The organism is Paraburkholderia xenovorans LB400 (assembly GCF_000013645.1).
Classification (GTDB): domain Bacteria; phylum Pseudomonadota; class Gammaproteobacteria; order Burkholderiales; family Burkholderiaceae; genus Paraburkholderia; species Paraburkholderia xenovorans.
Map to the genome: position 1 here is coordinate 877,142 of NC_007951.1, position 25,077 is coordinate 902,218.

The window sequence follows — 25,077 nt, forward strand, 5'->3', positions numbered from 1 at the left end:
GTGCTTCGGTAGTGCTTCAGATTGCGCTTCAAACTGCAATAACGGTGAATTGAGATCGGGGCGCACGAACGCCTCACACAAGGAGACATAACCATGAAGCAGGTCCTTCGAGCGGTCGGCGCCGGCATGCTGGCGTTGGGAATACTGGGTACGGCGAATGTCGCGCGCGCCGATGAAAAAGTCACGCTGGGCGTCGCGATTCCGACAGCCGACCACGGCTTTACGGGCGGTATCGTCTGGTGGGCGAATAAAGCCAAAGCCGATCTGGAGAAAGCGCATCCCGATCTGAAGGTGATCGTGAAGACCGCGGCCGGCGCGCCCGAACAGGCGAACCAGTTGCAGGATCTCGTGACCGTCAACAAGATCAACGCGCTCGTGATCTTCCCGTTCGAATCGGCCTCGCTCACGCAACCGGTCGCGCAGGTGAAGAAGAAAGGCGTGTACGTGACGGTGGTGGATCGAGGCCTGACCGACACCAGCGCGCAGGACGCCTACGTGGCGGGCGACAACACCGCGTTCGGCAAGATCCCCGCCGAGTTTCTGGCGAAGGAGCTGGGCGGCAAGGGCAACATCGTCGCGCTGCGCGGCATTCCGACCACGCTCGACAATGAACGCTGGACCGCGTTCACGAACGTGATCAAGAACTACCCGGAGATGAAGATTCTCGACGCCAAGTATGCGAACTGGAATCGCGACGACGCGTTCAAGGTCATGCAGGATTATCTGACGCGCTTCAAGCATATCGACGCCGTCTGGGCCGCGGACGACGACATGGCCGTGGGCGTGATCAAGGCGATCGAGCAGGCGAGGCGCACCGACATCAAGATCGTATTCGGCGGCGCGGGATCGAAGGGCATGGTGAAGAACGTGATGGACGGCGCGCCGATGATCAAGGCGGACGTATCGTATTCGCCCAAGTTCATCTACGACGCCATCAAGCTCACCGCCGAGGCGCGCCTGAAGGGCGAGAAGCTGCCGCCCACGACGATCATTCCGTCGGTGCTGATCACGAAGGAAAACGCGCAGCAGTTCTATTTCCCGGACTCGCCGTTCTGATCCCAGCATCCGGGGCGCGCCTGCCTGATTCCGGTCAGTGGGCCGCGCGGCGGGCGCGCCCCCGTTCGAGGAACCGTACGATGAAAACCATCCAGGGCCCGGCCATCTTTCTCGCTCAGTTCATGGGCGACGAAGTGCCGTTCGACAATCTCGCGCATCTGGCCGAATGGGCTGCGGGTCTCGGCTTCAAAGGGATTCAGGTGCCGTGCGACAGCCGCCTGATCGATCTCGAACAGGCGGCGTCGAGCCAGACCTATTGCGACGAGTTGCGCGAGACCGTGGACGACGCCGGCGTGACGATCACCGAATTGTCGACGCATCTGCAAGGACAGCTCGTCGCCGTGCACCCGGCCTATGACGCGCTGTTCGACGGCTTTGCCGCGCCGCAGGTGCGAGGCGATCCCGCCGCGCGCACGCAGTGGGCGATCGAGCAGATGAAGCTCGCGGCGAAGGCTTCGCAGCGGTTGGGCTTGAGCACGCACGTGTCGTTTTCCGGAGCGCTGGCGTGGCCCTATCTGTATCCGTGGCCGCAGCGTCCGGCCGGTCTCGTGGAAGCCGCATTCGACGAACTCGCGCGCCGCTGGACGCCGATTCTCGACGCGTTCGACGCAGCCGGCGTGGACGTGTGCTACGAACTGCATCCGGGTGAAGACCTGCACGACGGCGTGACCTTCGAGCGTTTTCTCGATGCGGTCAAACAGCATGCGCGCGCCAACATCCTCTACGATCCGAGTCATTTCGTGTTGCAGCAACTCGACTACCTCGCGTTTATCGACATCTATCACGAACGCATCAAGGCGTTTCATGTGAAGGACGCGGAGTTTCGTCCGACCGGCAAACAGGGCGTGTACGGCGGCTACAGCGGTTGGGTCGAACGTGCGGGGCGGTTCCGCTCGCTCGGCGACGGGCAGATCGATTTCGGCGCGATCTTCTCGAAGATGGCGCAATACGATTTCCCCGGCTGGGCCGTGCTCGAATGGGAATGCGCGCTGAAGCATCCGCACGACGGCGCGCGCGAAGGCGCGGAGTTCATTCGCCGGCACATCATCCGCGTGGCCGAGCATGCATTCGACGATTTCGCGGGAAGCGGCGTGGACGCCGCGCAGTTGAAACGCGTGCTCGGCATCTGACGGCAATCAGGCGCATAGGAGTAAGAGCGATGTCACAACGAAGGCTCAGGCTAGGGATGGTCGGCGGCGGACAGGGCGCGTTCATCGGCGCGGTACATCGGATCGCGGCGCGGCTCGACGATCGGTTCGAACTGGTGGCGGGCGCGCTGTCATCCGATCCGCAGCGCGCGCAGGCGAGTGCCGCCGAGGCCGGCATCGCGCGCAGCTATGCCGACTGGCGCGAGATGGCGCGCGCCGAGGCCGCTCGCGGCGACGGCATCGACGCGGTGGCGATCGTCACGCCGAATCATCTGCATGCGCCGGTGGCGACGGCGTTTCTCGAAGCCGGCATTCATATTGTGTGTGACAAGCCGCTGGCGATTTCGCTCGCCGAAGGCGAAGCGCTGGCGAAACTCGCTCGCGAGAAGAACCGGTTGTTCGCGTTGACGCATACGTACTCCGGCTATCCGCTGGTGCGTCATGCCCGCGAGTTGATCGAGAGAGGCGAGTTGGGCGAGATACGCGTGGTGCAGGTCGAATATGCGCAGGACTGGCTGGCGGAGCCGATCGAAACGAGCGGCAGGAACAAGCAGGCGGGTTGGCGCACGGACCCGGCGTTAGCGGGTCCGGCGGGATGTCTCGGCGATATCGGCACGCATGCGTATCACCTTGCCGCGTTCGTCACGGGTATGACGCCGCGCGCGCTGTCCGCGGAAGTACATACGTTCGTGCCGGGACGCCGCATCGACGATCACGTGCAGGCCATGCTGCGCTATCCGAACGGAGCGCGCGGCATGCTATGGGCGAGCCAGGTGGCGAGTGGCGCGGAAAACGCGTTGCGTTTGAGGGTGTATGGGACGAAAGCCGGTTTGAGTTTCGACCAGGAGAATCCGAACGAATTGTGGGTCACGCCGTTGGGCGGTGCGGCTGAGCGTTTGACGCGAGGGCGCGTGAAGAGCGCGATCGCGGCGCATGCGACGCGTGTGCCGCCAGGGCATCCCGAAGGTTATCTGGAAGCGTTCGCGCAGTTGTACAAAGATGCGGCGTTGCAGATCGAAGCGCTGGACGCGGGCCGCGCGTTGCCCGCCGAAAGTCTCTTGCTTACGACGGTGGAAGACGGAGTGGCGGGTTTGCGCTTTATCGATGCGATGCTCGCGAGCAGCGCGGCGGATGGGCAGTGGCGCGAGATTGGCAACGCCTGAAGCGTTGATACGGTTAAGCGTGTGGAGCGGCCGCCCCGCTCAACCGCCCTTGCTCTTCTTGATCTGCTCTTCGAACGCGATATCCAGCTTGCTCGCCTTGCGCGGCTTCGGCGGGCCGAAAGCGTCGACGAATTTGACGAAGTCGTCGAGCGTCAGCGGATCGGAGACTTTCTTGTCCGTGCCGCCCGATTTGTCGACCAGATAGAACAGGCCGCCGGACAGGCTGATCGCGGCGAACTGCGGATTGCCGCTGCGGGTTTTCAAACGCTCGACGGCGTGGATGGCTCGGGTGGTGCGCATGGTGGGGGACTGCTGATCGGGGAAAGATTGCTACTTTAGCAATAAAACTCATTGATCAGGGCTGAGCTAATTGTTCCGCGAATCGGGCGACAACATGGGCAAAATCTGCAAAATGTCCGGCGTTGTCACGTGTCCGATAGACAGTGCGAATAGTTTCCAGTTCTGCACTGGTTGCAGACTCAAGGAACGCATTGTCGAACACGCCTTCAAGGACCGCCTGCCGTCGATTGCGCAAAGACGGAATGCCAAGTTGTAGGAGTTTGATCATGTAGGCCGCGCTTTCGTCGGCAGGATCGGCTGCCAACACTGCGCCGTCCAAGGCATATTTAAAGCGCTGCTCGCAAGTTGGATCTAAAGGCGATATGCATAAGGCTTGATCAAGCTCTTCCTCCTTCGCGTGGCCGCAGTGCAGAGGCAAATTGGGAGAGCGCTCCCGAATACAGGACGCGTGCAAGTTTTCGTAGTCGAGCGCCTGATCTGGAGCGCTAGCTTGGGGAACGAAGTGCTCGACGTGACTATCAGCCAGATCGATCTCCCGTCCGCAATAGCAGCATGTTCCACCCTGCTCGGCCACAAGTGAGCCGTGCAGTTCCTTCTTCTCTGGATTCATAAGGTCCTGATAGCTAGGCTTCCAGTCCCTATTTGCTAATTTTTTCCAGGCCGCGAACGATTCAGGTTCTTGGTTTTTTACAACATATCTCATCGGCCAAGCACCTCCTTTCTCTTGAGAAGGGCCTCGGCGCGGTTCAGTTCGACAATGCCCGGCGCGCCAGCACGCAATTTGGCGAGGTGTTGGCGCGCAACATTCAGTTCATTTCGCTCTAAAGCTTCGAATAGTGCCGACAGTTCATTGGCGACTTCTAACGGACGAGCGGGGACGTCCATAATTTCTTCAAGTACCGCGCTCGAGTCGAGTCCGTAGCTGACCTGAGGATTGGAGGTCGTTCCTCCGGTTAGCACGATAATCTGCTCTGGCTTCATCTCTCCTAAAATTTGCGGCGAATGGCTCGCAACGATGAATTGAACGGAGGGGAATGCGGACTGCAAGCCCAAGGTAAGTGCTCGTTGCCACTTGGGATGGAGATGCATGTCGAGTTCATCGATGAGGACAATTCCCGGCGTCTCCTTAATGGCTGATTGCCCCAACTGAGGATTTAGGAGGCAGATGCGTCGTGCAATGTCTACGATCAACCCCACGACCGCTTTTTGCCCATCGCTTAGATTTCCAAAAACGGTAGCTGAGCGGCTTGAACCAGCGGACTGCTTCCATTCGACAAGCAGGCTTTTCTCCCGCATATCAAATTTGATACCTTGAATTTCCCCGATCGCGTTGGCGAGCGCACCGTTAACTAAAGCAAGCTCGTCGTCAGTTACCTCGTCGAACAGTCTGTTTGTTTCCGAGGAAACTTGAAAGCGCTCCAGGCATTTAGATATGACCCAGGTTTGCAAAGAGGCAGCATCGCTAGACGCATTGAAAAAATTGTTATAAGCGTTCATACGACCGTCTTTGCTCGTTGCAGCCTCAAGCTCACTTGCCCGGTTCAAATTCCATTGGCGATTTGCCTGGTAGAACGCGAGGATAGGGAGTTTTTTTGCGAGAGCAGTGTTTACGCCTTTGTCACTTGCTGTCTTCCATACATCACCTGGTTGTCCGCCAAGGTACGTAAAGTTTCCGGTAGGCGCTTCGCGGGTGACACCCCACGACAGTCTTTTATCGCCGATGCTTCCTTCGGCAAGAACCGATACTGGATACTGCTCCTCAAATCTCAGTCTGCCTTGAATGTCGATGCGTTCGACCCGGACGGAGTCAGCCGTCAGCGTTGGAGCAATGCTTTTCGAGCTAACACCACCTACAAATCCATTGAACAGCTCGGCTATCCCCTTCAGCAACGACGTCTTTCCGCTCCCGTTTGCTCCCACCAACACATTAAAATGCGGCGAAAAACTAACAGCGATGTCGCGATGGCAGCGATAGTTAGTCAGCCGTACTTTGTCGATTTTCATAGGAATTCCGGTTTGCGCCTGTCACCAAGATCAAGTCTTCGGTAGATTCTACATTCACAGACTTAAGCTGTCTCAATCACTATTTTCGCAGGTCATCTACCTCCCAAGGTTCGCGCGCCGAATACCCTACCGGGATCACCGGCGCCAGAATCGTCGGACGTGTCGTGCAGGCCGCCTTGTTGCGACTCTGCTGACGGTGAAGACCGCCATCAGAGTCGCGTTCTTGATTACTTGGTTACGAACCCATCCGCGGCACGAAGCTGACAATCGGGAAAGTGTGCCGCGTGCTGCCGAGCAGCAGCACGGTTAGCGTTCCGACTGGCATCAGCAGCAATGACGCCATGATCGTGAGCGGCTGCGCGAAGCTTGCGAACTCGGACGCGAGACCGATGTAGATGATAATCTCCACCAGCGCCACAAATGCGTAAATGAACAATTCGTTCATGCTTCTGGTCGAGCCTTCGAAACGGCAGTGATAGATAACCGGCAGGACGTCCGAGCGCAGGAGATGCGATCTGCGCTTACTGGCTCAAATAAACAAACTTGCCATTCCTGATCACGCCCATCACGCTCGCGCGCTGATCCAACCCCACGTGATCCTTCGGGCTCGTGTTGACCACGCCGTTCGGCACGACCAGTTCATGCGCATGTTCCAGCTCGTCACGCAGCGCCGTGCGGAACGCCGGCGTGCCCGGCTGCGCCGTCTTCAACGCACGGGCTACCGCGTCCTGCAAACGCGGATACACACCCGCCGCGTCGCCCGCGAACTGCGTCACGCTGCCCGGGCCGTACTTCGCTTCATATTCGTTCGTGAAGGCGAGCGCCGCTTTCTTCGCCGGATGATCGGCCGGCAGCGTACGCGCTACCACGACCGGCTGGGTCGGGAACAGCGTGCCTTCCACGTCCTTGCCGCCCAGCTTGATGAACTCGGGCGTGGCAATGCCGTGCGTCTGATAGATCGGGCCTTTGTAGCCGCGCTCGATCAGCGTGCGTTGCGGCAGCACCGTCGGCGTGCCGGCGCCCGCGATCAGGATCGCGTCGGGTTTGGCGGCCATCAGCTTCAGGATCTGGCCGGTCACGCTCGCGTCGGTGCGGTTATAGCGCTCGGTGGCGACCAGTTGAATATGGCGCAGCGCCGCGAACTTGCTGAACTCGTTGAGCCAGCTTTCGCCGTAGCCGTCCGCGAAACCGATGAAACCCACCGTTTTCACGTTGTGGTTCGACATGTAGCGCGTCATCACGTCGGCCATCGCGCTGTCGGTCTGCGCCATCTTGTAGGCCCACACCTTCTTGCCTTCCTGTGGCTCGACCACGCTCGCCGAGCCAATCAGCGTGATCATCGGAGTCTGGCTCTCGGCGACCGGATCGAGCGCGGCCATCGCGGCCGGCGTGATGTTCGGGCCGACGATCACGTCCACGTGGTCTTCGTTGATCAGCTTGCGGATGTTGCGCACGGCGGCGCCCGGGTCGGAGGCGTCGTCGAGGAAGATGTAGTCGGCCTTCTGGCCGGCGATGGTGGCGGGCCACATCAGCATCGCGTTCTTGCTGGTGATGCCGATCACGGCCGCCGGGCCGGTGCTCGACAGATCGATGCCGACCTTGATGTCGGCGTGGGCAGCGGTGGCGAGCAGGAGCGCATTCAAACCAAAAGCGGCGGCGAGGCCGCTGATTCTTTTCTTATACGACGTCATCGATGGGTCTCCGTAGCGAGAAAGCGTGGTGATATCAAAGTTCGTAGGTTTCGTGTTCGCCCTTGAGCGCCTGCTCGATCAGCTTGCGGTTCATGCTCGGCGACAGCAGTTCGACGAGCGTGTACACATAGCTGCGCAAATAGGCGCCCTGTTTCAGCGCGACCCGCGTCACGTTGCTGCCGAACAGGTGGCCGACCGGCATGGCGCGCAGATGACGGTCGCGCTCGGCGTTGAACGCGATATCCGCCATGATGCCGACGCCCAGACCCAGTTCCACGTAGGTCTTGATCACGTCGGCGTCGATCGCCTCCAGTACGATGTCCGGATGCAGACCGCGCAGGCGGAACGCCTCGTTGATCTTGGTGCGGCCGGCGAACGCGTTGTCGTAGGTGATCAGCGGATACTGGGTCAGATCATCCAGCGACAAAAGTTTGCGGTCGAGCAATGGATGATCCGGTTGCATGACCGCCACGTGGTGCCACTGGAAGCACGGCAGCGACACCAGTTCCTTATAGTTGGCGATCGCCTCGGTGGCGATGCAGAGGTCGGCCTGGTCGTGGATCACCATTTCGGCGACCTGAGTCGGGCTGCCTTGCAGAATCGAAAGGTGGACCTTGGGAAAGCGCTTCTTGAATTCGGCGATCGCAGCGGGCAGCGAGTAGCGCGCCTGGGTGTGGGTGGCGGCGATCACCAGATTGCCCTGATCCTGCGCCGCGTAATCTTTACCGACCCGTTTGAGGCTCTCGACTTCCTGCAGAATCTTCTCAACCGATTGAAGAATGATGCGCCCCGGCTCGGTCAGCGAGCGCACCCGCTTGCCGTGTCGTGTGAAGATTTCCACGCCGAGTTCGTCCTCCAGCTCGATGATCGCCTTGGAAACGCCCGGCTGGCTTGTAAACAGGGCTTTCGCCGCTTCCGTCAGGTTGAAATTCTGCCGCACAGCCTCGCGGACGAAGCGGAATTGATGCAGGTTCATATATAACCTCTCCGCATATCAAAAGAATTTTTTAGTCGTTTGAAATATAAGGCGAGTTTATTACGATCTGTCCATCTTTTTCAATATGGATATCTGTATTTGTCATAAGCAAATGAGCGATGGGTCTAAACGTTCATCTGCGGCTGCTGACAAACGGAGGTATTCAAGGCGCGGCAGAACCGGACTGCCGCGTATCACTTGCAAAAAATTGGGGTCCCCGAATGTACCAATACGATCAGTACGACCAGACCATCGTCGATGAACGGGTCGCGCAGTACGCCGATCAGGTTCGCCGCCGCTTGTCGGGCGAATTGAGCGAAGAGGAGTTTCGTCCGCTGCGCCTGCAGAATGGCCTGTATATGCAGCGTCACGCGTACATGCACCGTATCGCGATTCCGTACGGCAACCTGCGCAGCAACCAGATGCGCGTGCTGGCGCAGATCGCGCGTGAGCACGACCGCGGCTACGGCCACTTCTCGACGCGCTCGAACATCCAGTACAACTGGATCAAGCTCGAAGAAACGCCGGAAATCCTGCGCAAGCTCGCCGCGGTGCAGATGCACGGCATCCAGACCTCGGGCAACTGTATCCGCAACATCACCGCCGACCAGTTCGCCGGCGTGGCGCCGGATGAAGTGGTCGATCCGCGTCCGTGGGCAGAAATCCTGCGCCAATGGTCGACGTTCCACCCCGAATTCGCGTGGCTGCCGCGCAAGTTCAAGATCGCCGTGTCCGGTTCGAAAGAAGACCGCGCTGCCGTGCAGATTCACGACATGGGCGTGTATCTGAAGAAGAACGAGCAGGGCGAACTGGTGGCCGACATTCTGGCCGGCGGCGGCATGGGCCGCACGCCGATCATCGGCGCGATCATCCGCAAGGATCTGCCGTGGCAGCATCTGCTGACGTACTGCGAAGCCGTGCTGCGCGTGTATAACCGCTACGGCCGCCGCGACAACATATACAAGGCGCGCATCAAGATTCTCGTGAAGGCGTTGAGCCCGGAGAAGTTCTCGGCGCAAGTCGAAGAAGAATGGCAGCACCTGAAGGACGGTCCTTCGACGCTCACGCAAGCCGAAGTGGATCGCGTGTCGCAATACTTCCAGCCGCCGGTCTACGAAAAGCTCGCGGATACGGACGCTTCGTACGAAAAGCATCTGCTGGAAAATCGCGCGTTCGCCCGTTGGGTCGAGCGTAATGTGCGCCCGCACAAGGTGTCGGGTTATGCGTCGGTCACCTTGTCCTTGAAGCCGACCACGATCGCCCCCGGCGATGCAACGGACGCGCAGATGGAAGCGGTCGCCGATTGGGCCGACGAGTACTCGCTCGGCGAAATCCGCGTGTCGCACGAACAGAATCTGATTCTTGCCAACGTGAAGAAGCGCGACCTGTTCGCGCTGTGGGAAAAGGCCAAGGCGCAGGGGTTCGCGACGCCGAACATCGGTTTGCTGACCGACATCATCGCGTGCCCGGGCGGCGACTTCTGCTCGCTCGCGAATGCGAAGTCGATTCCGATCGCGCTCGCCATTCAGGAGCGTTTCAACGATCTGGACTACGTGTACGACCTCGGCGACGTGTCGCTGAACATCTCGGGCTGTATCAATGCGTGCGGTCACCACCACATCGGCAACATCGGCATTCTGGGCGTCGATAAGGACGGCTCGGAGTGGTATCAGGTGACGCTCGGCGGCGAGCAGGGCACGGGCGCCAGCGGCGCGCAACTCGGCCGCGTGATCGGCCCGTCGTTCTCGGCGGAAGAAATGCCGGACGTGATGAGCAAGGTGATCGATACGTTCGTGGAAAACCGCCACGAAGGCGAGCGCTTCATCGAAACGTATAACCGCATCGGCATCACCCCGTTCAAGGAACGTGTGTACGCTTCGCGTCAACCGGCTCACGCGTAACCGCGAAAAGGATACTGAACAGATGGCTTCTATCATCAAGAATCGCGCGATCGTCAACGACGACTGGACGGTGGTGCGCCCGGCGGAAGACGGCACGCTGCCCGCGGTGAACGAATTGCCCGCCGGCAAGGTGCTGGTGCCGCTCGCGCTGTGGCAGGCTGAACGCGATGCGCTGAGCGCTTCGCGCAGTGCCGCTGAAATCGGCGTGTGGCTCGCGCCGGATAGCGAACCGGCGGATATCGTCGCCGACTTCGACAGGATCGCGCTGATCGGCGTGGACTTCCCGGTGTTCCGCGACGGCCGCGGCTACAGCATTGGCCGCCTGCTGCGCGAGCGTTATGGCTACAAGGGCGAACTGCGCGCGATCGGCGACGTGCTGCGCGATCAGCTTGCGTTCATGTTCCGTTGCGGCTTCGACGCTTACGCGCTGCGCGCCGATAAAGACTTCGACGACGCGCTCAAGGCATTCGACGAATTCAGCTTCAACTATCAGGGCGCGGTGAACTCATTGCCGCTGTTCCGCCGCCGCGAATTGGGCGAGTTGGCGAAGGCTTCGGCATGAGCGAAGTTCAAGCCCTCACGCCGGAACTCGCCGCGAAGGTCGAGCGCCTCGACGCGCTGCTCGATTCGATCGCCGCGCGTCACGCGAACGTGAAGCTCGCCAGCAGCCTTGCCGCGGAAGACATGCTGCTCACGCACGCGATTCTTTCGCGCGGCGTGAAGATCGGCATCTTCTCGCTGAACACGGGCCGCTTGCATGCTGAAACGCTGGGCATGCTCGATCGCGTGAAAGAGCGCTACGGTTACGAGATCGAACAGTTTCACCCGCAACCCGCCGCGGTCGAAGAGTATGTCGGCACGCACGGTCTGAACGCGTTTTATGAAAGCGTCGATCTGCGCAAGCGCTGCTGCGAAATTCGCAAGGTCGAGCCGTTGAACCGCGCGCTGTCGGATGTCAGCGCATGGGTCACGGGCCAGCGCCGCGAGCAGTCGGTGACGCGTGCGGAGCTGCATGCGGAAGAGCACGACGCCGCGCGTAATATCGCCAAGTTCAATCCGCTGACCGACTGGACCGAGGCCGAAGTGTGGGCCTACCTGAAAGCGTTCGACGTGCCCGTCAATCCGCTGCATGCGCGCGGCTACCCGAGTATCGGTTGCGAACCTTGTACGCGCGCCGTGCGCCCCGGCGAAGATAGCCGGGCAGGGCGCTGGTGGTGGGAGTCGCGCGATACGAAGGAATGCGGACTGCACATCACGACGATTACGCCGATCGCGATCGAGCGCAACGCGGACGCCCAGGCCTGAAGTTTCAGCGAGCGGGCCTTGGCTTTTCGCCCGCACGCCGCACATATCGATTTGAATACTTGCGCGACGCGAGCAACCGCTTGCGACGCGAACCAACGAAGGACCCAAACATGAGCACCACGCTCGATTCCACTGTGAACGCACCGCTAGCCAACACGGCAAACCGTATGGATCACCTCGATTGGCTCGAAGCCGAGTCGATTCACATCCTGCGCGAACTGGTTGCCGAGTGCAGCAAGCCCGCGCTGCTGTTTTCGGGCGGCAAGGATTCGGTCGTGGTGCTGCACCTTGCGCTGAAGGCCTTCGGTATCGGCGCGAATCGCAAGACCGTGCTGCCGTTCCCGCTCGTGCATATCGACACCGGCCACAACTACGAGGAAGTGATCGACTTCCGCGATCGTCGCGCGAAAGAGATCGGCGCTGAACTCGTGGTGGGTCACGTTGAAGATTCGATCAAGCGCGGCACGGTGCGTCTACGCCGTGAAACGGATTCGCGCAACGCCGCGCAAGCCGTGACGCTGCTCGAAACCATCGAAGAGTACGGCTACACCGCGCTGATCGGCGGCGCGCGCCGCGATGAAGAAAAGGCCCGTGCGAAAGAACGGATTTTCTCGTTCCGCGACGAATTCGGCCAGTGGGATCCGAAGGCGCAGCGCCCGGAACTGTGGAGCCTGTACAACGCACGTCTGCATAACGGCGAACACCTGCGCGTGTTCCCGATTTCGAACTGGACCGAACTCGACGTGTGGCAGTACATCGCCCGTGAAAAGCTCGAACTGCCGTCGATCTACTATGCGCATCAGCGCGAGATCGTGCGCCGCAATGGTCTGCTCGTGCCGGTCACGCCGCTCACGCCGATGCGTGAAGGTGAAGTCAGTGAAACCGCGCTGGTGCGTTTCCGTACCGTCGGCGATATCAGCTGCACGTGCCCGGTGGAAAGCGATGCAGATGATCTCGAGAAGATCATCGCCGAAACGGCCGTGACCGAAATCACGGAACGCGGTGCGACGCGGATGGACGATCAGGTCTCCGAAGCCGCGATGGAACAGCGTAAGAAGCAAGGTTATTTCTAAGCACACGGACGAGGGCAAGACAATCATGAGCGGTATTCACCAACCAGAAGACCTCGGCGTGCTGCGTTTCATCACTGCGGGCAGCGTCGACGATGGCAAGAGCACGTTGATCGGCCGCCTGCTGTACGACAGCAAGGCTGTGCTTTCAGATCAACTCTCGGCCCTGTCGCGCGCGAAGAATAAGCGTACCGTAGGCGACGAAATCGATCTGTCGTTGCTGACGGACGGCCTCGAAGCAGAACGCGAGCAGGGCATCACGATCGATGTCGCGTACCGTTACTTCGCGACGGCGAAGCGCAAGTTCATCATTGCCGACACGCCGGGTCACGAGCAGTACACGCGCAATATGGTGACGGGTGCATCGACCGCGCACGCGGCGATCATTCTGGTCGACGCGACGCGCGTGACGTTTGTGGACGGCGTCGCGCAACTGCTGCCGCAAACCAAGCGTCATAGCGCGATCGTCAAGCTGCTGGGTTTGCAGCACGCAATCGTCGCGATCAACAAGATGGACCTGGTCGATTACAGCGAGCAGCGCTTCAACGAGATTCGCGACGCGTATGTCGAACTTGCGCGTCAACTGGGCTTGAACGATGTGCGCTTCGTGCCGGTGTCGGCGCTCAAGGGCGACAACATCGTGACGGCGAGCGAAAGCATGCCGTGGTACGCGGGCGAACCGCTGCTCGACCTGCTCGAAGCGCTGCCGGTCGAAGTACCGACGGGCCAGGCGCTGCGTTTCCCGGTGCAATGGGTGGCGCGCCAGGACGGCAGCCAGGCCGACGATTTCCGCGGCTACATGGGCCGTGTGGAAGCCGGTGAAGTGAAGCTCGGCGATACGATCGTCGTGTTGCCGGCCAATCGGGAAGCGACGGTTGCAGAGATCATCGCGCCGGTGCCGGGCGGCACGGCTGCGGTGGACCGCGCGTTTGCCGGTCAAACGGTGACGATTCGTCTGGCGGAAGACGTCGACGTGTCGCGCGGCGACACCTTCGTGCTGCGTGAAGCGGCGCCGGAGCCGGCGAAGAAACTGGAAGCCGACCTCTGCTGGTTCGACGACACGCCGCTGTCGACGCAACGCAAGTATCTGTTGAAGCAGACCACCAACACGGTGTTCGCGCGGATCGGTGCGATCAAGGAAGTGCTCGACGTGCATACGCTGTCGCAGGCGACCGATCGAAAGGAACTGACGATGAACGATATTGGCCGTGTGGCGCTGACGTTGCAGAAGCCGCTGGTGTGCGACGTGTACGACTCGCATCAGGGCACGGGTGCGTTCGTGCTGATCGATGAGGCGACGCATCACACCGTTGCCGCTGGGATGATTCGGGCGTTTTCGGCTTAAGCGTTTGGCACGTCACTGCGTCGTGCTGGCGACCTAACAGGCAGGTTTAGGCAAATGGGTAAGGTTTATCTGATCGGCGCAGGCCCGGGTGCTGCGGACCTGATTACGGTGCGTGGCGCGCGGCTGCTTGGGTTGGCCGATGTCGTGCTGCACGATGCGCTGGTCGAGCCGGCTATGTTGGACTATGCGCCTTCGCATGCGCGGCGGATTGCTGTTGGGAAGCGTTGTGGGCAGTTGTCGACCGCGCAGCAGTTCATCAATAAGCAGATTGTGGATGCTGCTTTGGAGCATGACGTGGTCGTGCGCCTTAAAGGCGGCGATCCGATGTTGTTCGGGCGCGCTGATGAGGAAATGCGGGCGCTCGAGGCTGCGGGCATCGAGTATGAGGTTGTGCCTGGGATTACGGCGGCTCTCGCGAGCGCTGCCTCTTTGAAACGGTCGCTGACGTTGCGGGGTGTGTCGCGCAGCGTTGCGTTGGCTACTTTTAGTCGGGCGCCTGGGTCTGAGGAGATTCGCGAGCAGGTTAATGCGGATTCTCTGGTGTTTTATATGGGCCGGGATAGTGGGGTTGAGATTGCGCAGCAGTTGATTGAGGCTGGGCGGTCTGTTGCCACGCCTGTGGCTATTGTTGAGGCTTGTTCTACTGCGCGGGAGCGGATGCTTTCGCTTACTCTTGAAGAACTGGCCGCCGGCGATGCGCAGAAGTGGGTCGATGCTTCGCAGCCTAGTTTGCTGATGATTGGGGAGGCTTTTGCTGCGCGGCAAAGTGGGGTGGTTCGCTCCGCGGGTGGGTTGTTGGTCGCGGCTTGAGGTTTCTCCTTGCTGCTGTGCGCTTCGCTTGTTGGTGCTTTTGCGGCTTTGGCCTTTCCTTGATTTTTCAGTGGTTTATTAGCGTTGCCCCTGTGCGGGGCATTTGCATACGGCGCATAGGTATCCTATAACAGCGTTTACCGTTATAAATCAGATACTTATCGGCGTATAGCAGCGTGATACAGCGACGTTCAGCGTATCGCGCGCTCCCCACAAATTCCCCACGGCCACTGCCGTGGGGAAATACTTTGACAGGGACACGCACATGGCCAGAATCAACCTCACCCGCGAACTGCTCGACTCAATCCGCAAGAGCGGCTCAGACGGAAAGCACCGCGAACTCGCCGACATCCAGAAGGGTTTCGGCGCGCGCATCACACCGAACGGCGCCATCAGCTTCTACTACCGCTACACCGGTTCCAACGGCAGGCACCGCCGGCAGACCATCGGCGCGTATCCGGCGATGACGGTCTCCGAAGCACGCCGCCGCGCGCTGGAACTGACGCAGGAAGTCGAGCATTCAAACGATACGGCAAGCGAGATCGTACGTAAACGCGAACGCGCGCACCGCACCGAACACGCCGCGAAGGTCGTGCCGACGATCGACGGATTCATTGATGGCCACTACGGCAAGCGCCTGCGCGCAACCATCAAGACCGCGCCGAGGACCATTACCGAACTGCGCAAGCTGGGTAAGGCTTTTCCTGGCACGCTGAACCGCATCAGTGTGCAGCAGGTGCTGGAGTGGGCCTATGCGGAACTGGAAAAGGAGGTCGGTGAGGACCGCATCATGTGCCCGGCGTCGGTCCGGCGCAAGCTGACCTCGCTGCGCGGACTATTCTCGCACGCGATCAGGCTCGACTTCATCACCGCAAATCCGGTCGCCGAGGTGATGGACGATAACAAGGCGCTGTTCGACGAAGGCGAAGGTCGCGACCAGTGGCTGCGCCCGGACATGGAAATCCGGTTGCGTGCGGCGCTCGATGCACGTGAGGCGCGGCTGCGCAAGAGTCATGCGCAGATCGACTCAGATGCGCGCTGTGACATCGTCTATGGTCCCGATGCTGCCTACGTCGATCATGTTAAGCCAGCGGTGCTGGTCGCGCTTGGCACCGGCCTGCGTCGCGGAGAACAGATGCAACTTCAATGGCCCGACGTCGATTTTGACAACGAGCGTATCCGCGTTCGCAAGGCAACCAGCAAGGGCGACCGCACGCGCTATGTGCCAATGTGCGACGAAGTCATCCAGGTGCTGAAGGCATGGAAGGCGCAGACCTGTAGCGGCCCGGTGCAGCCGATCCTGGTGTTTGGTAACGCGCTCGGCGAAGTGCGCCGCGAAATCGGACCTTACCGGCACGTGCTGGCTGAAGCGAAGATCGACAGCTTCACGTGGCATGACCTTCGCCACAGCTTCGCGACGCGCCTCGCCCAGCACGGCGTGCCAATCGAACGCATCGGCAAATGGCTCGGACATAGCAGCCTCCAGCAGACGATGCGTTATGCGCACCACTGCCCGGAGCAGCAGCGTCACGACATCCGTGCGCTGGACCGTGCGAGTGCAGCTGCCGCGACGGCGCATGCTGCACAGGTTGCCGCATAGACAGATAGCAGGATTTTTTCTCGAACTACCCCCGGCGCAGCGGGGGCGTTCTTTTCCCGCCGACACTGATTGCAACGTGTTGCGTCAGATTGAGCAGGGATGAAGCGCGCATGCCCGTGCGGTTGAAGGTCGCCATCAGAAATGATCTTCCCGGCGAAGCCATGTGTGTCGCATTGCTAACGACTACCATACGCGCAGATGTACCGTCATACGCGCTAGGGAGTGGTCATATGGTTACCTCTGCTTCTTCCGTCAACGCCCGTGCGCCGGAACTCGACGCAATGTCGATCCCGCAGTTCTGCCACCGCTACTCGATCAGCGAATCGTTCTACCGCGCCCTCCGGCGCAAGGGCCTGGCGCCCCGTGAACTGCGCCTCTCGCGTCGCCGCGTGCTGATTACCACCCGGTCAGCGCGCGAGTGGGAAGGTTCCTTCGAACAGAGGAAAGCCGCTGCCGATGCTGCCGAGGTTCCCGAGGCGGCGCAAACAGCCCGAAAAACGGATAATGCGAAACCGCCGGGGGATGACAGATGACGGTCCGATCCATTCCCGTCGCTCCTTTCAGAACCCTGCTGCGGCAGTTTTTTGTTGTCCACAAGCCGCTCAATCCATCGGTATTTCACGTCAGGCCATATCACGTAAAATCGATACGATGCGGCAATTCCCTCGTTGCCGGTGGAGCATCGATGGGCACGGCCAGCAACGTGCCGCCCGGCACGAACTCAAATGCGGACGACAGGCGCACGGAGCGCGCGAGACGGCGTTATGACCGGTTGGCTGCGCGTTACCTGCCCGCCTGGGCGCCTGACCCGCTCGTCCTGCGGTTTCATGAGCGTCTGCAGGATCTGGCCTTCGCGCGGTTCGAACGCCGTGCCTGGGGCGGCAACGAGTCGTCCAGCAAAGAAAGCTGGTATGCCGCCGCGCTGGAGCGGACGGCGCGGCTCAGTACGTACCATGCCGACATGCGTTCCGTGTGGGAGACTCTGAAGACCACACCCGCTAATCCGGGATATAACATTTCCCGTGACGGCGATAAGAACATTTCCCTACTGCTGCTGATGCTCGACGGCATCGTGGGCCGGTTTCACAGCGCGCCCAAGCTGCCACCGGCCGCACGGAAAAGATCGCTCGCGCGCGTGGTTGAGGCTGGCACCAAGCTGCTCGAAGCGATCGAGGCTGCACCCGAGACGCGCAGCATATTCAGATCGGCGCTGGGCGATTACATCGGTCAGCTTTATCTGGCAGAACGTGAGGCCAGCGCGGAACAAGAGATCCCGGGCTATGGCTGGTTCCTGATGCTGTCAGATCGACAGCCCACATACCTGCGCGAACCGGGCCAGGACGCGAATGCGTCATGGTCGTCGTGGACGGCAGCAGAGCGAAACGTATGGATGCTCGATACTGTTGCGGAACTCTCGCTCACCGAACCACTACGGCTCGCCCTGCAACGTGTCGAGCAACTGCGCCAGCGAGCGCCCGCCGTCGCGCAGCCGGGACGGCAGGACAGCGGACTGCTGCCCTTCCTGGTGCGCGAACTGTCAGCCACCATGCGCATGATCTACGGCAGACCTCTACATAATGCTGTGGCCCTGCTCGTATCCGCGATAGCGAATCTGCAGAACCCGCTTTCGCGCGACGATATCCGGCCCTACCTTCGGCAGACCAGGAAGGCTTCCCAGCGCTGATCATGAGGGTTATCCCACGAGGAAGATTTTGCGGGCAAATCGCTCAAAATCTTCCCGGGAAAATTTCGCACACTTTTCGTTGAAATTCCTCCCGTTACACGGTTGCTTCAGCGGTGTCCAATGGCCCTGCACTGTGTTTCATTCATGAACGCGGGGCGATACCGTTCAGCGCCATGCGTATCGCACCGTATCCCTGCCGGAGCGACACGCTATGTCTAAAGCTACTCTTCCTGTCGCATTACGCATTTTTGACGAACTACCGGGCAGCGCCTGGGTTGATGTTCGAACTGTTGCCGCGTTGTACGGTTGCTCAATCGGCACTGCCTGGAGACGCAGTGCCAGCGGGCAGATTCCGCCGCCCCGCCGGTTCGGCTCAAGTGCACGGTGGTCCGTCGCCCAACTTCGCGAATCGCTTTCGCCGATAAGTGGTGAGCCGGCGTCGTGCAGATCGTAGGCGGCGATCATGGCCGGCGAACCAACACAGAGGCACGACTTGATGGCCCGGCGTGGATGCGTCCGGATGACGCCAGGCGCGCCTCTCTCCGATAGACCCAGCTACTGGACACCGGACGCGCTGCGCCAGCGTGTCGAAGCCATGATTGCACGCGAATTGAGTCGCTGCGAGCGGTCGATGACGCCGGTCGAATGGCACCGGAATCGTGAATGGATCACCGCGAACGTAGTCGAAGCCGCGCGCCTGTGGATGCGCGAGAAGGCGACGCGGGGTGAATTGTGAGCCCCCCCTTCATCGACTCCGATGAATACGAGCGTGCCAGCGTCCGCGACCATTTCGCGAAGAATGGGGACGAGCGCGCCAGACAGCGTCGCGCCGAGCGACCGGCCGCGGGACCGCACGCGCCTGCGCCCTACGCGACGGAATCCTTGGCAGAACTCGCCACACAGTCGCCGCCGCAGCACTGGATCGTCAAGCCGATAGCGTCGGCGTCGTCCCTGCTCGCGCTGTTCGGCGCGGCGGGCTGCGGCAAGTCATTTCTCGGTTTCGACCTCGGCGTCGCCGTCGCGGGGGCCGCCGACGAATGGTTCCATTACCGGGTTTCCCATGTGCCGGTGCTGCTGGTCGTGCTTGAGGGCGACGCCGGAATCCCGAAGCGGGCCAGGGCGTGGCACCTGGACACAGGGAGCGACTATCCGGCACGCTTCTGGGTGCTGCGCGGACAGCCCTTTGACCTGCGCAGCCTGTCCGACATCGACCGGCTGATCGAGGTCGCCCGGCGACTGGGCATGGCCGGAGGCCTGGTCATTGTCGATACGCTGAACCGCGCAAGCGGCGGCGCGGATGAAAACAGTTCGGCGGACGTAGGCCGGCTGATCGAGGCGTGCAAGGTCATCCAGCTTGCGCTGAGCGCAACCGTGATTCTCATCGCGCATAGCGGCAAGGATTCGAGTCGTGGCCTGCGCGGACACAGTTCGCTGTACGCGGCGCTCGATGCCGCCATCGAGGTTCGCGAATGCGACGGCGGCGTGCGGGAGTGGACCCTCGTGAAGAGCAAGGATGGATGTGACGGTCTGCGCCATACCTTCAGACTTCGGAGTGTCGAGGTCGGTGTCGACGATGACGGCGATCCGGTGACGTCCTGCGTCATCGAACCGCTCGACGCCGAACCTGAGCGGCTGCGCCCGGCGCGGCCGCGTGGCAGCGCACAGATGATTGTCTATCGCGTGGTAGGGGACATGCTGCGCGCGTCGCGCGAGTTCGGCAAGGCCAATGCGCCGCCAACGCACGCATGCGTACCGGTCGAGGCGGCGATCGAACAGGCCGCATTGCATATGGTCTGCAAGGCAAAGAACCGCAGGTACGTCGCGCGGCGCACAGTCACGCACATGATTGCCAGCCGGATTTACTCCGCCAGGGACGACTGGCTATGGGCAGAATGAACCGTGTCAACAATTGCCACAACTGCCACAAAATTCAACTGCTGCGCCGCAGTGGCAAGGGTGTTGCATACAACAGATGCCACACACCCCTTTAGGGGTGTGGCAATTGTGGCATCCCTGCCACCTATTGCAGACGAACTGGAGAGTAACGATGCAGAACGGAATCGACATCGCGCAGCGTGACAAAAATCTGGGCGTCGCACTTTAACGTTCTAGGGAGAACGACATGAAAGTCAGTGTACAAACGAAGTTACCCGCACCGATGACCGTCAAGGAACGCGACGCGCTGCGCGAACATCTGCGCGCGCTGGTGCGGGTCGGAAAGGCGGAAGTGGACAAGCTTGCCGCGATCCGACGCGCTGAAGCCGAACAGGAGCTATCGCGGGAATTCAAGGCCGAAGACGAGCTATGTCGCGATCTGGTGCGCATTGCCGACGAAGCCGCCTCAACTGCCGACGCCGAACTCGCGCGACGTTGCCAGGAGCGTGGCATTCGAGAGAGCTTTCGCCCGAGGATCCAGATGTACATGAGTAACCGCGGAGATAACTCTTACTCGCCCCGACGTGCCGAACTGCGCAAGCTGGCGATTGCACATATCGACGCGATGGCGGCGGAAGGGAAATACGCTCTCGAAAAATGGCAAGTCGACAGGCAAGCCGAATTGCTGGGCGGCGTCTTGCAATCGAGCGAAGCACAAGGCTTTTTTGCGAGCCTGCCGACTGCTGAAACGCTGCTACCGCCGCTGACACTCGCGCAGATAGACGCGCTCGCAACGTCGCCGGGTTTGCGGCTCGTGAACGGCAAGAGAGCTGCCGACAACGCAACCGACACTAGTTGACTCCGCACGGAGACCGGATGGCGACGATCGCCGTAAACTTGAACTGCAACGCAAGGAGGAACGCACCATGGCCACCACCACGATTGCCACGACAGCGAGCAATGCCGCCGTCACCCGGGAAATCGTCACCTGTGAATCATTCCAGCGACTCAACGCCTTGCTGGAAAAAAAGCGGAGACTGGTCGCGCGGATCGAGTCGCTACCGGCCGAGATCACGCGCGCGCACGATACGGTGGGCGCCCTTCAGGCCGAGGCGACGGGCGCAGAGATTGGACTGGCTGACGCCGAGAAGAAACCAGCGCCCATTGACTTCGAAAGGCATGAAGCAGCGCTGGCTGCGCTCGCGAAACGGGAAGTTGAAGCAGAACTGCTTGAACGCGGGTTGCGGGCGCGGCTCAATGCCCTGGAAGAACAGGTGACGGTGACCGATGAAGAAATTTCTGTCGAATGCCGAATTGTGGGTACTGATGCCGCTGATATCGCGAATAAAGTGCTGGATGCGCTCGCCACTGAACTCGAGGTAAGCCTCGCGCCGGTGCGGGCCGTCTACGCGAAAATTGTTGCGCTAACGGATATCGTGCCGATCCGCTCCGTGCAGGATTTCAGGATAAGCGCGCACCTGTCGGATCCGCGCCGAAGCTTTATGCATTACTTTCCACATTGCGGCGGTAGTGACGACGCGCCGAACCTGCTGCAGGTGGAAACCGCGCAGACCGAGGCGGCGAAGGCTGCGGTGCATGCGGCGATGAAGCCCGTCGCGGAAGCGCTGCGGGCTATGCACTCGCATGTGCGCTATGTTCATCTGGACAAGCGCCCGCAGCCTTATCGGGTCAAGTCTGAGGTCGTGACCGAAAGCGGTCCCCGCGGCCGGTTCGCTGGTGAAACCGTCGTTCGTTGAGGCATCCATGACGCCGGGCTATCAGCACCTCGCAACGCGCCTGCTCAACACGCCGCTCGCGATCGAGCAAGGCAGGTTCGCGGCCTTCGCGGCGACCACCTGTGCTACGCCGCGCATCGCAGCTATCGGTAGCAGGGTCGGCGACGACATTGCGCAAGCCGGATCTCGACCGCCGTATGCGATGGTCGCAGGCATTGCGGTCATCCAGGTGCAGGGGATGCTGCTGAGCAGGACCGGCGCAGCGGGCCCGTGCCTGATGACCGGCGCCGACTTCGTGACGGGCTATGACGGTATCCGCGCGAACGTAAGCGCCGCTCTCGCCGATCCTGCCGTGCGGGCGATCGTGCTCGATATCGACAGCCCGGGCGGTGAGATAGCGGGCCTGCTGGACCTCGCCGATGCAATCTACGCGGCGCGTCGGCGCAAGCCGCTATTGGCGGTCTGTAACGAGTGCGCCTTTAGCGCTGCATACTGCCTCGCCTCAGCATGCGAACAGGTCACCGTGCCGCGCACGGGCGGCACTGGTGGCGTCGGCGTGCTCGTCGTGCATGTGGATTTCTCGAAGGCGCTCACCGATGCAGGAATCGCGGTCACGCTGATCACTTCCGGTGAGCACAAAGCGGACGGTAACGAGTACCGGCCACTCTCGCGCGACGCATACCGACGCATCAAGGCCGATGTGGACGCAACCGCCAAGATGCTCATCGCGATGGTGGCGCACAATCGCGGCCTGTCGCAAGCGCAGGTGCGCGACACGGAGGGCGCGACGTATCTGGGAGCGGCTGGCGTACGTGCCGGACTGGCTGACGCTGTGATGTCACCGGACGAGGCGCTTCTCTCACTGCTGCGTGAACTCGACCGACCAAGGGCGCTATCCAGCCACCAGGAAGCGAGGGGACACCAATCGTCCCGGCGGCAGCAGCGCAGGTCGTGGGGCGAGCTTGCCTACCGCGCCGAGGTGAAGGCGGCGCTGCGGTAGCGATGCGGGCCCCTAGGTGGCCGCGACGACTGCCAGACATCCCAAGTGTTGACACGCCTGCGTGAGCGGCATAGCGGCCCGCGTGTGCGGCGGTATGAATATGTCCGCATGTGATGTGCTCAAAGTGCGCGGATCATGTCCTCGATGATGTCATTCTCATGCTGTCCGCTTGCGAAACTCCATCTCGAATGCACTTCCCACATGAACCGGCCTAGTGACTTCTCGAATTCGTACGAGTCGTACGCCGGTTGGCTTCTGTTCTTCAGCCTGTAGATTTGCTCCTTCAGTCGTTTGAAGAACGCGTGCACATTCGGGTCGTTTACATCGACGTGATCTAGCGCATACGCCACCTCGTCTGCGAAGATCTGCATTTCCATTAACAGATCAGAAAGATAATCTTCGCGGCGGCCAAGCTCGTTCAAAACGGCGGACCAATTCGCGCTGTTGTTTCCTCCAAAAAACTCCTTGAAGCGGCGGTGATCGAGCAGTTCCCCCGGAAGTGAAGATTCATAGCTTCCCTGGCAAGCAAACAAAAAGACCGAGATCGTCCCTTCGCGAAAATCCATGTAGCCGCGCAGGAGGTTCGAGCGGATGATAGCTCGCTGGCGACGTTGCGGGACATATACGATGATTATCCAAAAGAACACGCTGACTATGTAGCCGACGGCCAGGTTGAAAACGATCGAGTTAGCGTCGTGAAGCGAGAGTAGTACGGGCTCAAGCCAGCTCCCTTGCAGACAGCTTATGACAGGCTCGGTGCCGGAGCGAAACATCAAAAATATGGCGACTACTACCGATGTGACAAAGAGAGCCGTTTCTACGGAAGGTCTCAACGATGTTCGGATCATTTTCTGAAATGGGTCCGCTTGAAAGTTGCGCAAGCATGAACTATAACGCGGCGTCCGCGTGATACCGCGTCAAAGGTACTTTGAAACGCTTTTAAAAAATCACGGGAATTGCGCAGCGCGATTTTCCCCTAGCTATGACCCTCAAAAAGTCTTTGCATCATGGCTAACGGAATCTCCATCCGCGAGTTCGCGCGCTGGGAGTACGCCTCCGACACGCCGGTTCATCGGGCGCGGAACTCAGAACCCCAGTGACCCTACGTGAATTGGCACATGTTGGCGCGCGAGCGCGTGTTTGCAAAGGACGCTGCAAACTGTCCTTTGCAAAGCGCGGACGCAGTCGGGCATGGCGGCGACAGGAGCAAATTGTCGCGGCAACCGGCGCTCGGCGACCGCCTGCGCAGCCTCAACGACAGCCGGGGAATGGTCGCCCCTGCCGACGCAGGGGGGCGTTGGGTATAATTCGCGTCTTTAGCCCGTCCGGTTGATCGTCTCAAAAAACAGATGGGTTAGATTGTTCCTGCCGTTAGACAGAACGGCGCGGGTTTGACGGCCCGCAGCGAAGTACGGCACTACCCGCGAAAGTGGGTGGTGCTCACCCATGCGTGCCTTTTTCTATGGGCGGGTCGTGGTGAGGGAGCCGAAAGGCTCGCCGGTTTCGTATTTCGCCCGGTCCGTCAACCTTGCTACGTGCCCGCTCACCCATCTACAAGCGAGTGTCGGGCGATTCAGGAACAAACCGGAAATCGCACCATGAACAAATCGGCTAAAGCCCCGTCTCCCCCTCAAACGCGCCGTACGCGGACCATCGACGAAGTTTCCGCGCAACGCGTTGCGACTGCCGCCGCAAAACTGACGAAACGACACGCCGTGCAGTTCAACCATCTGGAATCCCTCGCGAAGTCAGTGCAAAAGTACATGCCGGCGGGCAAGACGGAACGAGCCCGGCAATTTGCCGATCTGGCTCGGGAGCTTGTCACCTTCGCGGAGAAATTCAGTCGCGTCGCGGACGCGGAAGACATCATGTTCGCGCTGATCGCGACCGACAGTCTGATTCTTCTGGATGAAAATGCGCGGGCAACCGTTCTCAAGGCCGCCGACAGATTGCAACCACAATCACTGCCTGAATGAAGTCGAGGGGCGTTTGACGACAGGGAGCGATTATTCGCGCCCTGTCTTTTGGAGAATCCGAAATCGGGTCTATCCGTAATTTAATGGGCGAGACATATCATGAAGGAGGAAAGTCATGGATATACCTCTGCGCAAGCCTCCGGAGGGCTCAGTAACTGTGCTTCACAGCTTCGCCAGCGTCCCTTTGTGACCTTTGGCGGAGACGGTCGCCTTATGGATGCCCGTGCATCCCTCTAAAACTGCTTCGTTTGCAAACAAAACAACGGGAGACTCATGCAGTTCAAAACCATACGTCAGTTTCTCAGTTGGCCGATCGCGAGTGGAACCTTCCGAGAAATGTGAAATCCCTTCAGGTCGGCCTGAGCCAGTCGCCATCCGACTCAGTGCGACGAACAGGAGACATTCCTAACCATTGTTGCTCGGACGTTCAGACGTCA

25 protein-coding genes are annotated in these 25,077 nt (G+C 60.5%); 18 read left to right on the plus strand and 7 right to left on the minus strand.

Going from position 1 to position 25,077, the window contains the following annotated elements:
* Positions 1-93 precede the first annotated feature (93 nt).
* The 3 genes from BXE_RS03785 (at position 94) to BXE_RS03795 (ending at position 3,367) form a co-directional block, all read left to right on the plus strand.
* A complete protein-coding gene (locus BXE_RS03785) occupies positions 94-1,056 on the plus strand; it encodes a substrate-binding domain-containing protein (protein WP_007175970.1) in 963 nt (320 codons plus the stop codon).
* Between the two features lie 80 nt (positions 1,057-1,136).
* Positions 1,137-2,186 carry a sugar phosphate isomerase/epimerase family protein gene (locus tag BXE_RS03790; RefSeq protein ID WP_011487093.1) on the plus strand — a complete coding sequence of 350 codons (1,050 nt, stop codon included), beginning with the start codon at positions 1,137-1,139 and terminating at the stop codon, positions 2,184-2,186.
* Between the two features lie 29 nt (positions 2,187-2,215).
* Positions 2,216-3,367 (plus strand): Gfo/Idh/MocA family protein, encoded by a 1,152-nt coding sequence (locus BXE_RS03795; RefSeq protein ID WP_011487094.1) that lies wholly within the window; start codon positions 2,216-2,218, stop codon positions 3,365-3,367.
* Positions 3,368-3,406: 39 nt separating this feature from the next.
* On the opposite strand, the gene BXE_RS03800 is transcribed toward BXE_RS03795, so the two are convergent.
* The 6 genes from BXE_RS03800 to BXE_RS03825 all read right to left on the minus strand — a co-directional run bounded on the left by BXE_RS03800 (position 3,407) and on the right by BXE_RS03825 (position 8,338).
* Entirely contained in the window at positions 3,407-3,667 is a 261-nt protein-coding gene (locus BXE_RS03800; RefSeq protein ID WP_011487095.1) for a hypothetical protein, read from the minus strand.
* A gap of 55 nt (positions 3,668-3,722) precedes the next feature.
* The gene (locus tag BXE_RS03805) at positions 3,723-4,370 is read right to left on the minus strand and encodes a retron system putative HNH endonuclease (RefSeq protein WP_011487096.1); all 648 of its coding nucleotides are present in this window, start codon (positions 4,368-4,370) and stop codon (positions 3,723-3,725) included.
* Complete coding sequence (locus BXE_RS03810) at positions 4,367-5,671, minus strand: AAA family ATPase (protein WP_038456867.1); 1,305 nt, start codon at positions 5,669-5,671, stop codon at positions 4,367-4,369. Before BXE_RS03810 ends, BXE_RS03805 begins: the two co-directional genes overlap by 4 nt.
* 235 nt (positions 5,672-5,906) lie before the next feature.
* On the minus strand, positions 5,907-6,116 hold the full coding sequence (locus BXE_RS03815; RefSeq protein WP_038456864.1) for a hypothetical protein: 210 nt from the start codon (positions 6,114-6,116) through the stop codon (positions 5,907-5,909).
* Positions 6,117-6,192: 76 nt separating this feature from the next.
* Positions 6,193-7,362, minus strand: coding sequence for an ABC transporter substrate-binding protein (locus tag BXE_RS03820; RefSeq protein WP_011487098.1), 1,170 nt, complete (start codon positions 7,360-7,362; stop codon positions 6,193-6,195).
* A 34-nt stretch (positions 7,363-7,396) separates the two neighbouring features.
* Positions 7,397-8,338 carry a CysB family HTH-type transcriptional regulator gene (locus tag BXE_RS03825; protein ID WP_007175965.1) on the minus strand — a complete coding sequence of 314 codons (942 nt, stop codon included), beginning with the start codon at positions 8,336-8,338 and terminating at the stop codon, positions 7,397-7,399.
* A gap of 221 nt (positions 8,339-8,559) precedes the next feature.
* Between BXE_RS03825 and BXE_RS03830 the strand changes: the two genes are divergently transcribed.
* The 14 genes from BXE_RS03830 to BXE_RS03895 all read left to right on the plus strand — a co-directional run bounded on the left by BXE_RS03830 (position 8,560) and on the right by BXE_RS03895 (position 22,664).
* Positions 8,560-10,239, plus strand: coding sequence for a nitrite/sulfite reductase (locus BXE_RS03830; RefSeq protein ID WP_011487099.1), 1,680 nt, complete (start codon positions 8,560-8,562; stop codon positions 10,237-10,239).
* Between the two features lie 22 nt (positions 10,240-10,261).
* Positions 10,262-10,801, plus strand: a complete 540-nt coding sequence (locus BXE_RS03835) for a DUF934 domain-containing protein (protein ID WP_011487100.1) — start codon at positions 10,262-10,264, stop codon at positions 10,799-10,801.
* On the plus strand, positions 10,798-11,544 hold the full coding sequence (locus BXE_RS03840; RefSeq protein WP_011487101.1) for a phosphoadenylyl-sulfate reductase: 747 nt from the start codon (positions 10,798-10,800) through the stop codon (positions 11,542-11,544). Before BXE_RS03835 ends, BXE_RS03840 begins: the two co-directional genes overlap by 4 nt.
* Before the next feature lie 110 nt (positions 11,545-11,654).
* A complete protein-coding gene (gene cysD, locus BXE_RS03845; protein WP_011487102.1) occupies positions 11,655-12,617 on the plus strand; it encodes a sulfate adenylyltransferase subunit CysD in 963 nt (320 codons plus the stop codon).
* Positions 12,618-12,642: 25 nt separating this feature from the next.
* Complete coding sequence (locus BXE_RS03850) at positions 12,643-13,959, plus strand: sulfate adenylyltransferase subunit 1 (protein ID WP_011487103.1); 1,317 nt, start codon at positions 12,643-12,645, stop codon at positions 13,957-13,959.
* Positions 13,960-14,013: 54 nt separating this feature from the next.
* Positions 14,014-14,769, plus strand: a complete 756-nt coding sequence (gene cobA / locus BXE_RS03855; protein ID WP_011487104.1) for a uroporphyrinogen-III C-methyltransferase — start codon at positions 14,014-14,016, stop codon at positions 14,767-14,769.
* A 265-nt stretch (positions 14,770-15,034) separates the two neighbouring features.
* The gene (locus tag BXE_RS03860; protein WP_011487105.1) at positions 15,035-16,369 is read left to right on the plus strand and encodes a site-specific integrase; all 1,335 of its coding nucleotides are present in this window, start codon (positions 15,035-15,037) and stop codon (positions 16,367-16,369) included.
* Positions 16,370-16,599: 230 nt separating this feature from the next.
* Positions 16,600-16,902 carry a hypothetical protein gene (locus tag BXE_RS03865; RefSeq protein ID WP_148222898.1) on the plus strand — a complete coding sequence of 101 codons (303 nt, stop codon included), beginning with the start codon at positions 16,600-16,602 and terminating at the stop codon, positions 16,900-16,902.
* Positions 16,903-17,054: 152 nt separating this feature from the next.
* Positions 17,055-18,053 (plus strand): hypothetical protein, encoded by a 999-nt coding sequence (locus tag BXE_RS03870; RefSeq protein ID WP_038456854.1) that lies wholly within the window; start codon positions 17,055-17,057, stop codon positions 18,051-18,053.
* A gap of 463 nt (positions 18,054-18,516) precedes the next feature.
* The gene (locus BXE_RS03875) at positions 18,517-18,789 is read left to right on the plus strand and encodes a hypothetical protein (protein ID WP_011487109.1); all 273 of its coding nucleotides are present in this window, start codon (positions 18,517-18,519) and stop codon (positions 18,787-18,789) included.
* A gap of 146 nt (positions 18,790-18,935) precedes the next feature.
* Positions 18,936-19,949 carry an AAA family ATPase gene (locus BXE_RS03880; protein ID WP_158340921.1) on the plus strand — a complete coding sequence of 338 codons (1,014 nt, stop codon included), beginning with the start codon at positions 18,936-18,938 and terminating at the stop codon, positions 19,947-19,949.
* Between the two features lie 226 nt (positions 19,950-20,175).
* On the plus strand, positions 20,176-20,787 hold the full coding sequence (locus BXE_RS03885) for a hypothetical protein (RefSeq protein ID WP_011487111.1): 612 nt from the start codon (positions 20,176-20,178) through the stop codon (positions 20,785-20,787).
* A 67-nt stretch (positions 20,788-20,854) separates the two neighbouring features.
* Positions 20,855-21,685: a hypothetical protein gene (locus BXE_RS03890; RefSeq protein ID WP_011487112.1), complete on the plus strand. Its 831-nt coding sequence runs from the start codon at positions 20,855-20,857 to the stop codon at positions 21,683-21,685.
* Between the two features lie 7 nt (positions 21,686-21,692).
* Positions 21,693-22,664, plus strand: a complete 972-nt coding sequence (locus BXE_RS03895; protein ID WP_011487113.1) for a S49 family peptidase — start codon at positions 21,693-21,695, stop codon at positions 22,662-22,664.
* Between the two features lie 119 nt (positions 22,665-22,783).
* On the opposite strand, the gene BXE_RS03900 is transcribed toward BXE_RS03895, so the two are convergent.
* Positions 22,784-23,497, minus strand: coding sequence for a hypothetical protein (locus tag BXE_RS03900; RefSeq protein WP_148222899.1), 714 nt, complete (start codon positions 23,495-23,497; stop codon positions 22,784-22,786).
* 765 nt (positions 23,498-24,262) lie between these two features.
* Here BXE_RS03900 and BXE_RS03910 point away from each other — a divergent pair.
* A complete protein-coding gene (locus BXE_RS03910) occupies positions 24,263-24,640 on the plus strand; it encodes a hypothetical protein (RefSeq protein ID WP_038456846.1) in 378 nt (125 codons plus the stop codon).
* Positions 24,641-25,077 lie beyond the last annotated feature (437 nt).

Coding starts and splice junctions, on each gene's coding strand:
- BXE_RS03870 (WP_038456854.1), top strand. CDS start 17,055: ATGGGCACGGCCAGCAACGTGCCGCCCGGCACGAACTCAAATGCGGAC.
- BXE_RS03875 (WP_011487109.1), top strand. CDS start 18,517: ATGGCCGGCGAACCAACACAGAGGCACGACTTGATGGCCCGGCGTGGA.
- BXE_RS03795 (WP_011487094.1), top strand. CDS start 2,216: ATGTCACAACGAAGGCTCAGGCTAGGGATGGTCGGCGGCGGACAGGGC.
- cobA (WP_011487104.1), top strand. CDS start 14,014: ATGGGTAAGGTTTATCTGATCGGCGCAGGCCCGGGTGCTGCGGACCTG.
- BXE_RS03805 (WP_011487096.1), bottom strand. CDS start 4,370: ATGAGATATGTTGTAAAAAACCAAGAACCTGAATCGTTCGCGGCCTGG.
- BXE_RS03910 (WP_038456846.1), top strand. CDS start 24,263: ATGAACAAATCGGCTAAAGCCCCGTCTCCCCCTCAAACGCGCCGTACG.
- BXE_RS03860 (WP_011487105.1), top strand. CDS start 15,035: ATGGCCAGAATCAACCTCACCCGCGAACTGCTCGACTCAATCCGCAAG.
- BXE_RS03885 (WP_011487111.1), top strand. CDS start 20,176: ATGAAAGTCAGTGTACAAACGAAGTTACCCGCACCGATGACCGTCAAG.
- BXE_RS03785 (WP_007175970.1), top strand. CDS start 94: ATGAAGCAGGTCCTTCGAGCGGTCGGCGCCGGCATGCTGGCGTTGGGA.
- BXE_RS03815 (WP_038456864.1), bottom strand. CDS start 6,116: ATGAACGAATTGTTCATTTACGCATTTGTGGCGCTGGTGGAGATTATC.
- BXE_RS03865 (WP_148222898.1), top strand. CDS start 16,600: ATGGTTACCTCTGCTTCTTCCGTCAACGCCCGTGCGCCGGAACTCGAC.
- cysD (WP_011487102.1), top strand. CDS start 11,655: ATGAGCACCACGCTCGATTCCACTGTGAACGCACCGCTAGCCAACACG.
- BXE_RS03840 (WP_011487101.1), top strand. CDS start 10,798: ATGAGCGAAGTTCAAGCCCTCACGCCGGAACTCGCCGCGAAGGTCGAG.
- BXE_RS03820 (WP_011487098.1), bottom strand. CDS start 7,362: ATGACGTCGTATAAGAAAAGAATCAGCGGCCTCGCCGCCGCTTTTGGT.
- BXE_RS03835 (WP_011487100.1), top strand. CDS start 10,262: ATGGCTTCTATCATCAAGAATCGCGCGATCGTCAACGACGACTGGACG.
- BXE_RS03790 (WP_011487093.1), top strand. CDS start 1,137: ATGAAAACCATCCAGGGCCCGGCCATCTTTCTCGCTCAGTTCATGGGC.
- BXE_RS03850 (WP_011487103.1), top strand. CDS start 12,643: ATGAGCGGTATTCACCAACCAGAAGACCTCGGCGTGCTGCGTTTCATC.
- BXE_RS03800 (WP_011487095.1), bottom strand. CDS start 3,667: ATGCGCACCACCCGAGCCATCCACGCCGTCGAGCGTTTGAAAACCCGC.
- BXE_RS03825 (WP_007175965.1), bottom strand. CDS start 8,338: ATGAACCTGCATCAATTCCGCTTCGTCCGCGAGGCTGTGCGGCAGAAT.
- BXE_RS03890 (WP_011487112.1), top strand. CDS start 20,855: ATGGCCACCACCACGATTGCCACGACAGCGAGCAATGCCGCCGTCACC.
- BXE_RS03810 (WP_038456867.1), bottom strand. CDS start 5,671: ATGAAAATCGACAAAGTACGGCTGACTAACTATCGCTGCCATCGCGAC.
- BXE_RS03830 (WP_011487099.1), top strand. CDS start 8,560: ATGTACCAATACGATCAGTACGACCAGACCATCGTCGATGAACGGGTC.
- BXE_RS03895 (WP_011487113.1), top strand. CDS start 21,693: ATGACGCCGGGCTATCAGCACCTCGCAACGCGCCTGCTCAACACGCCG.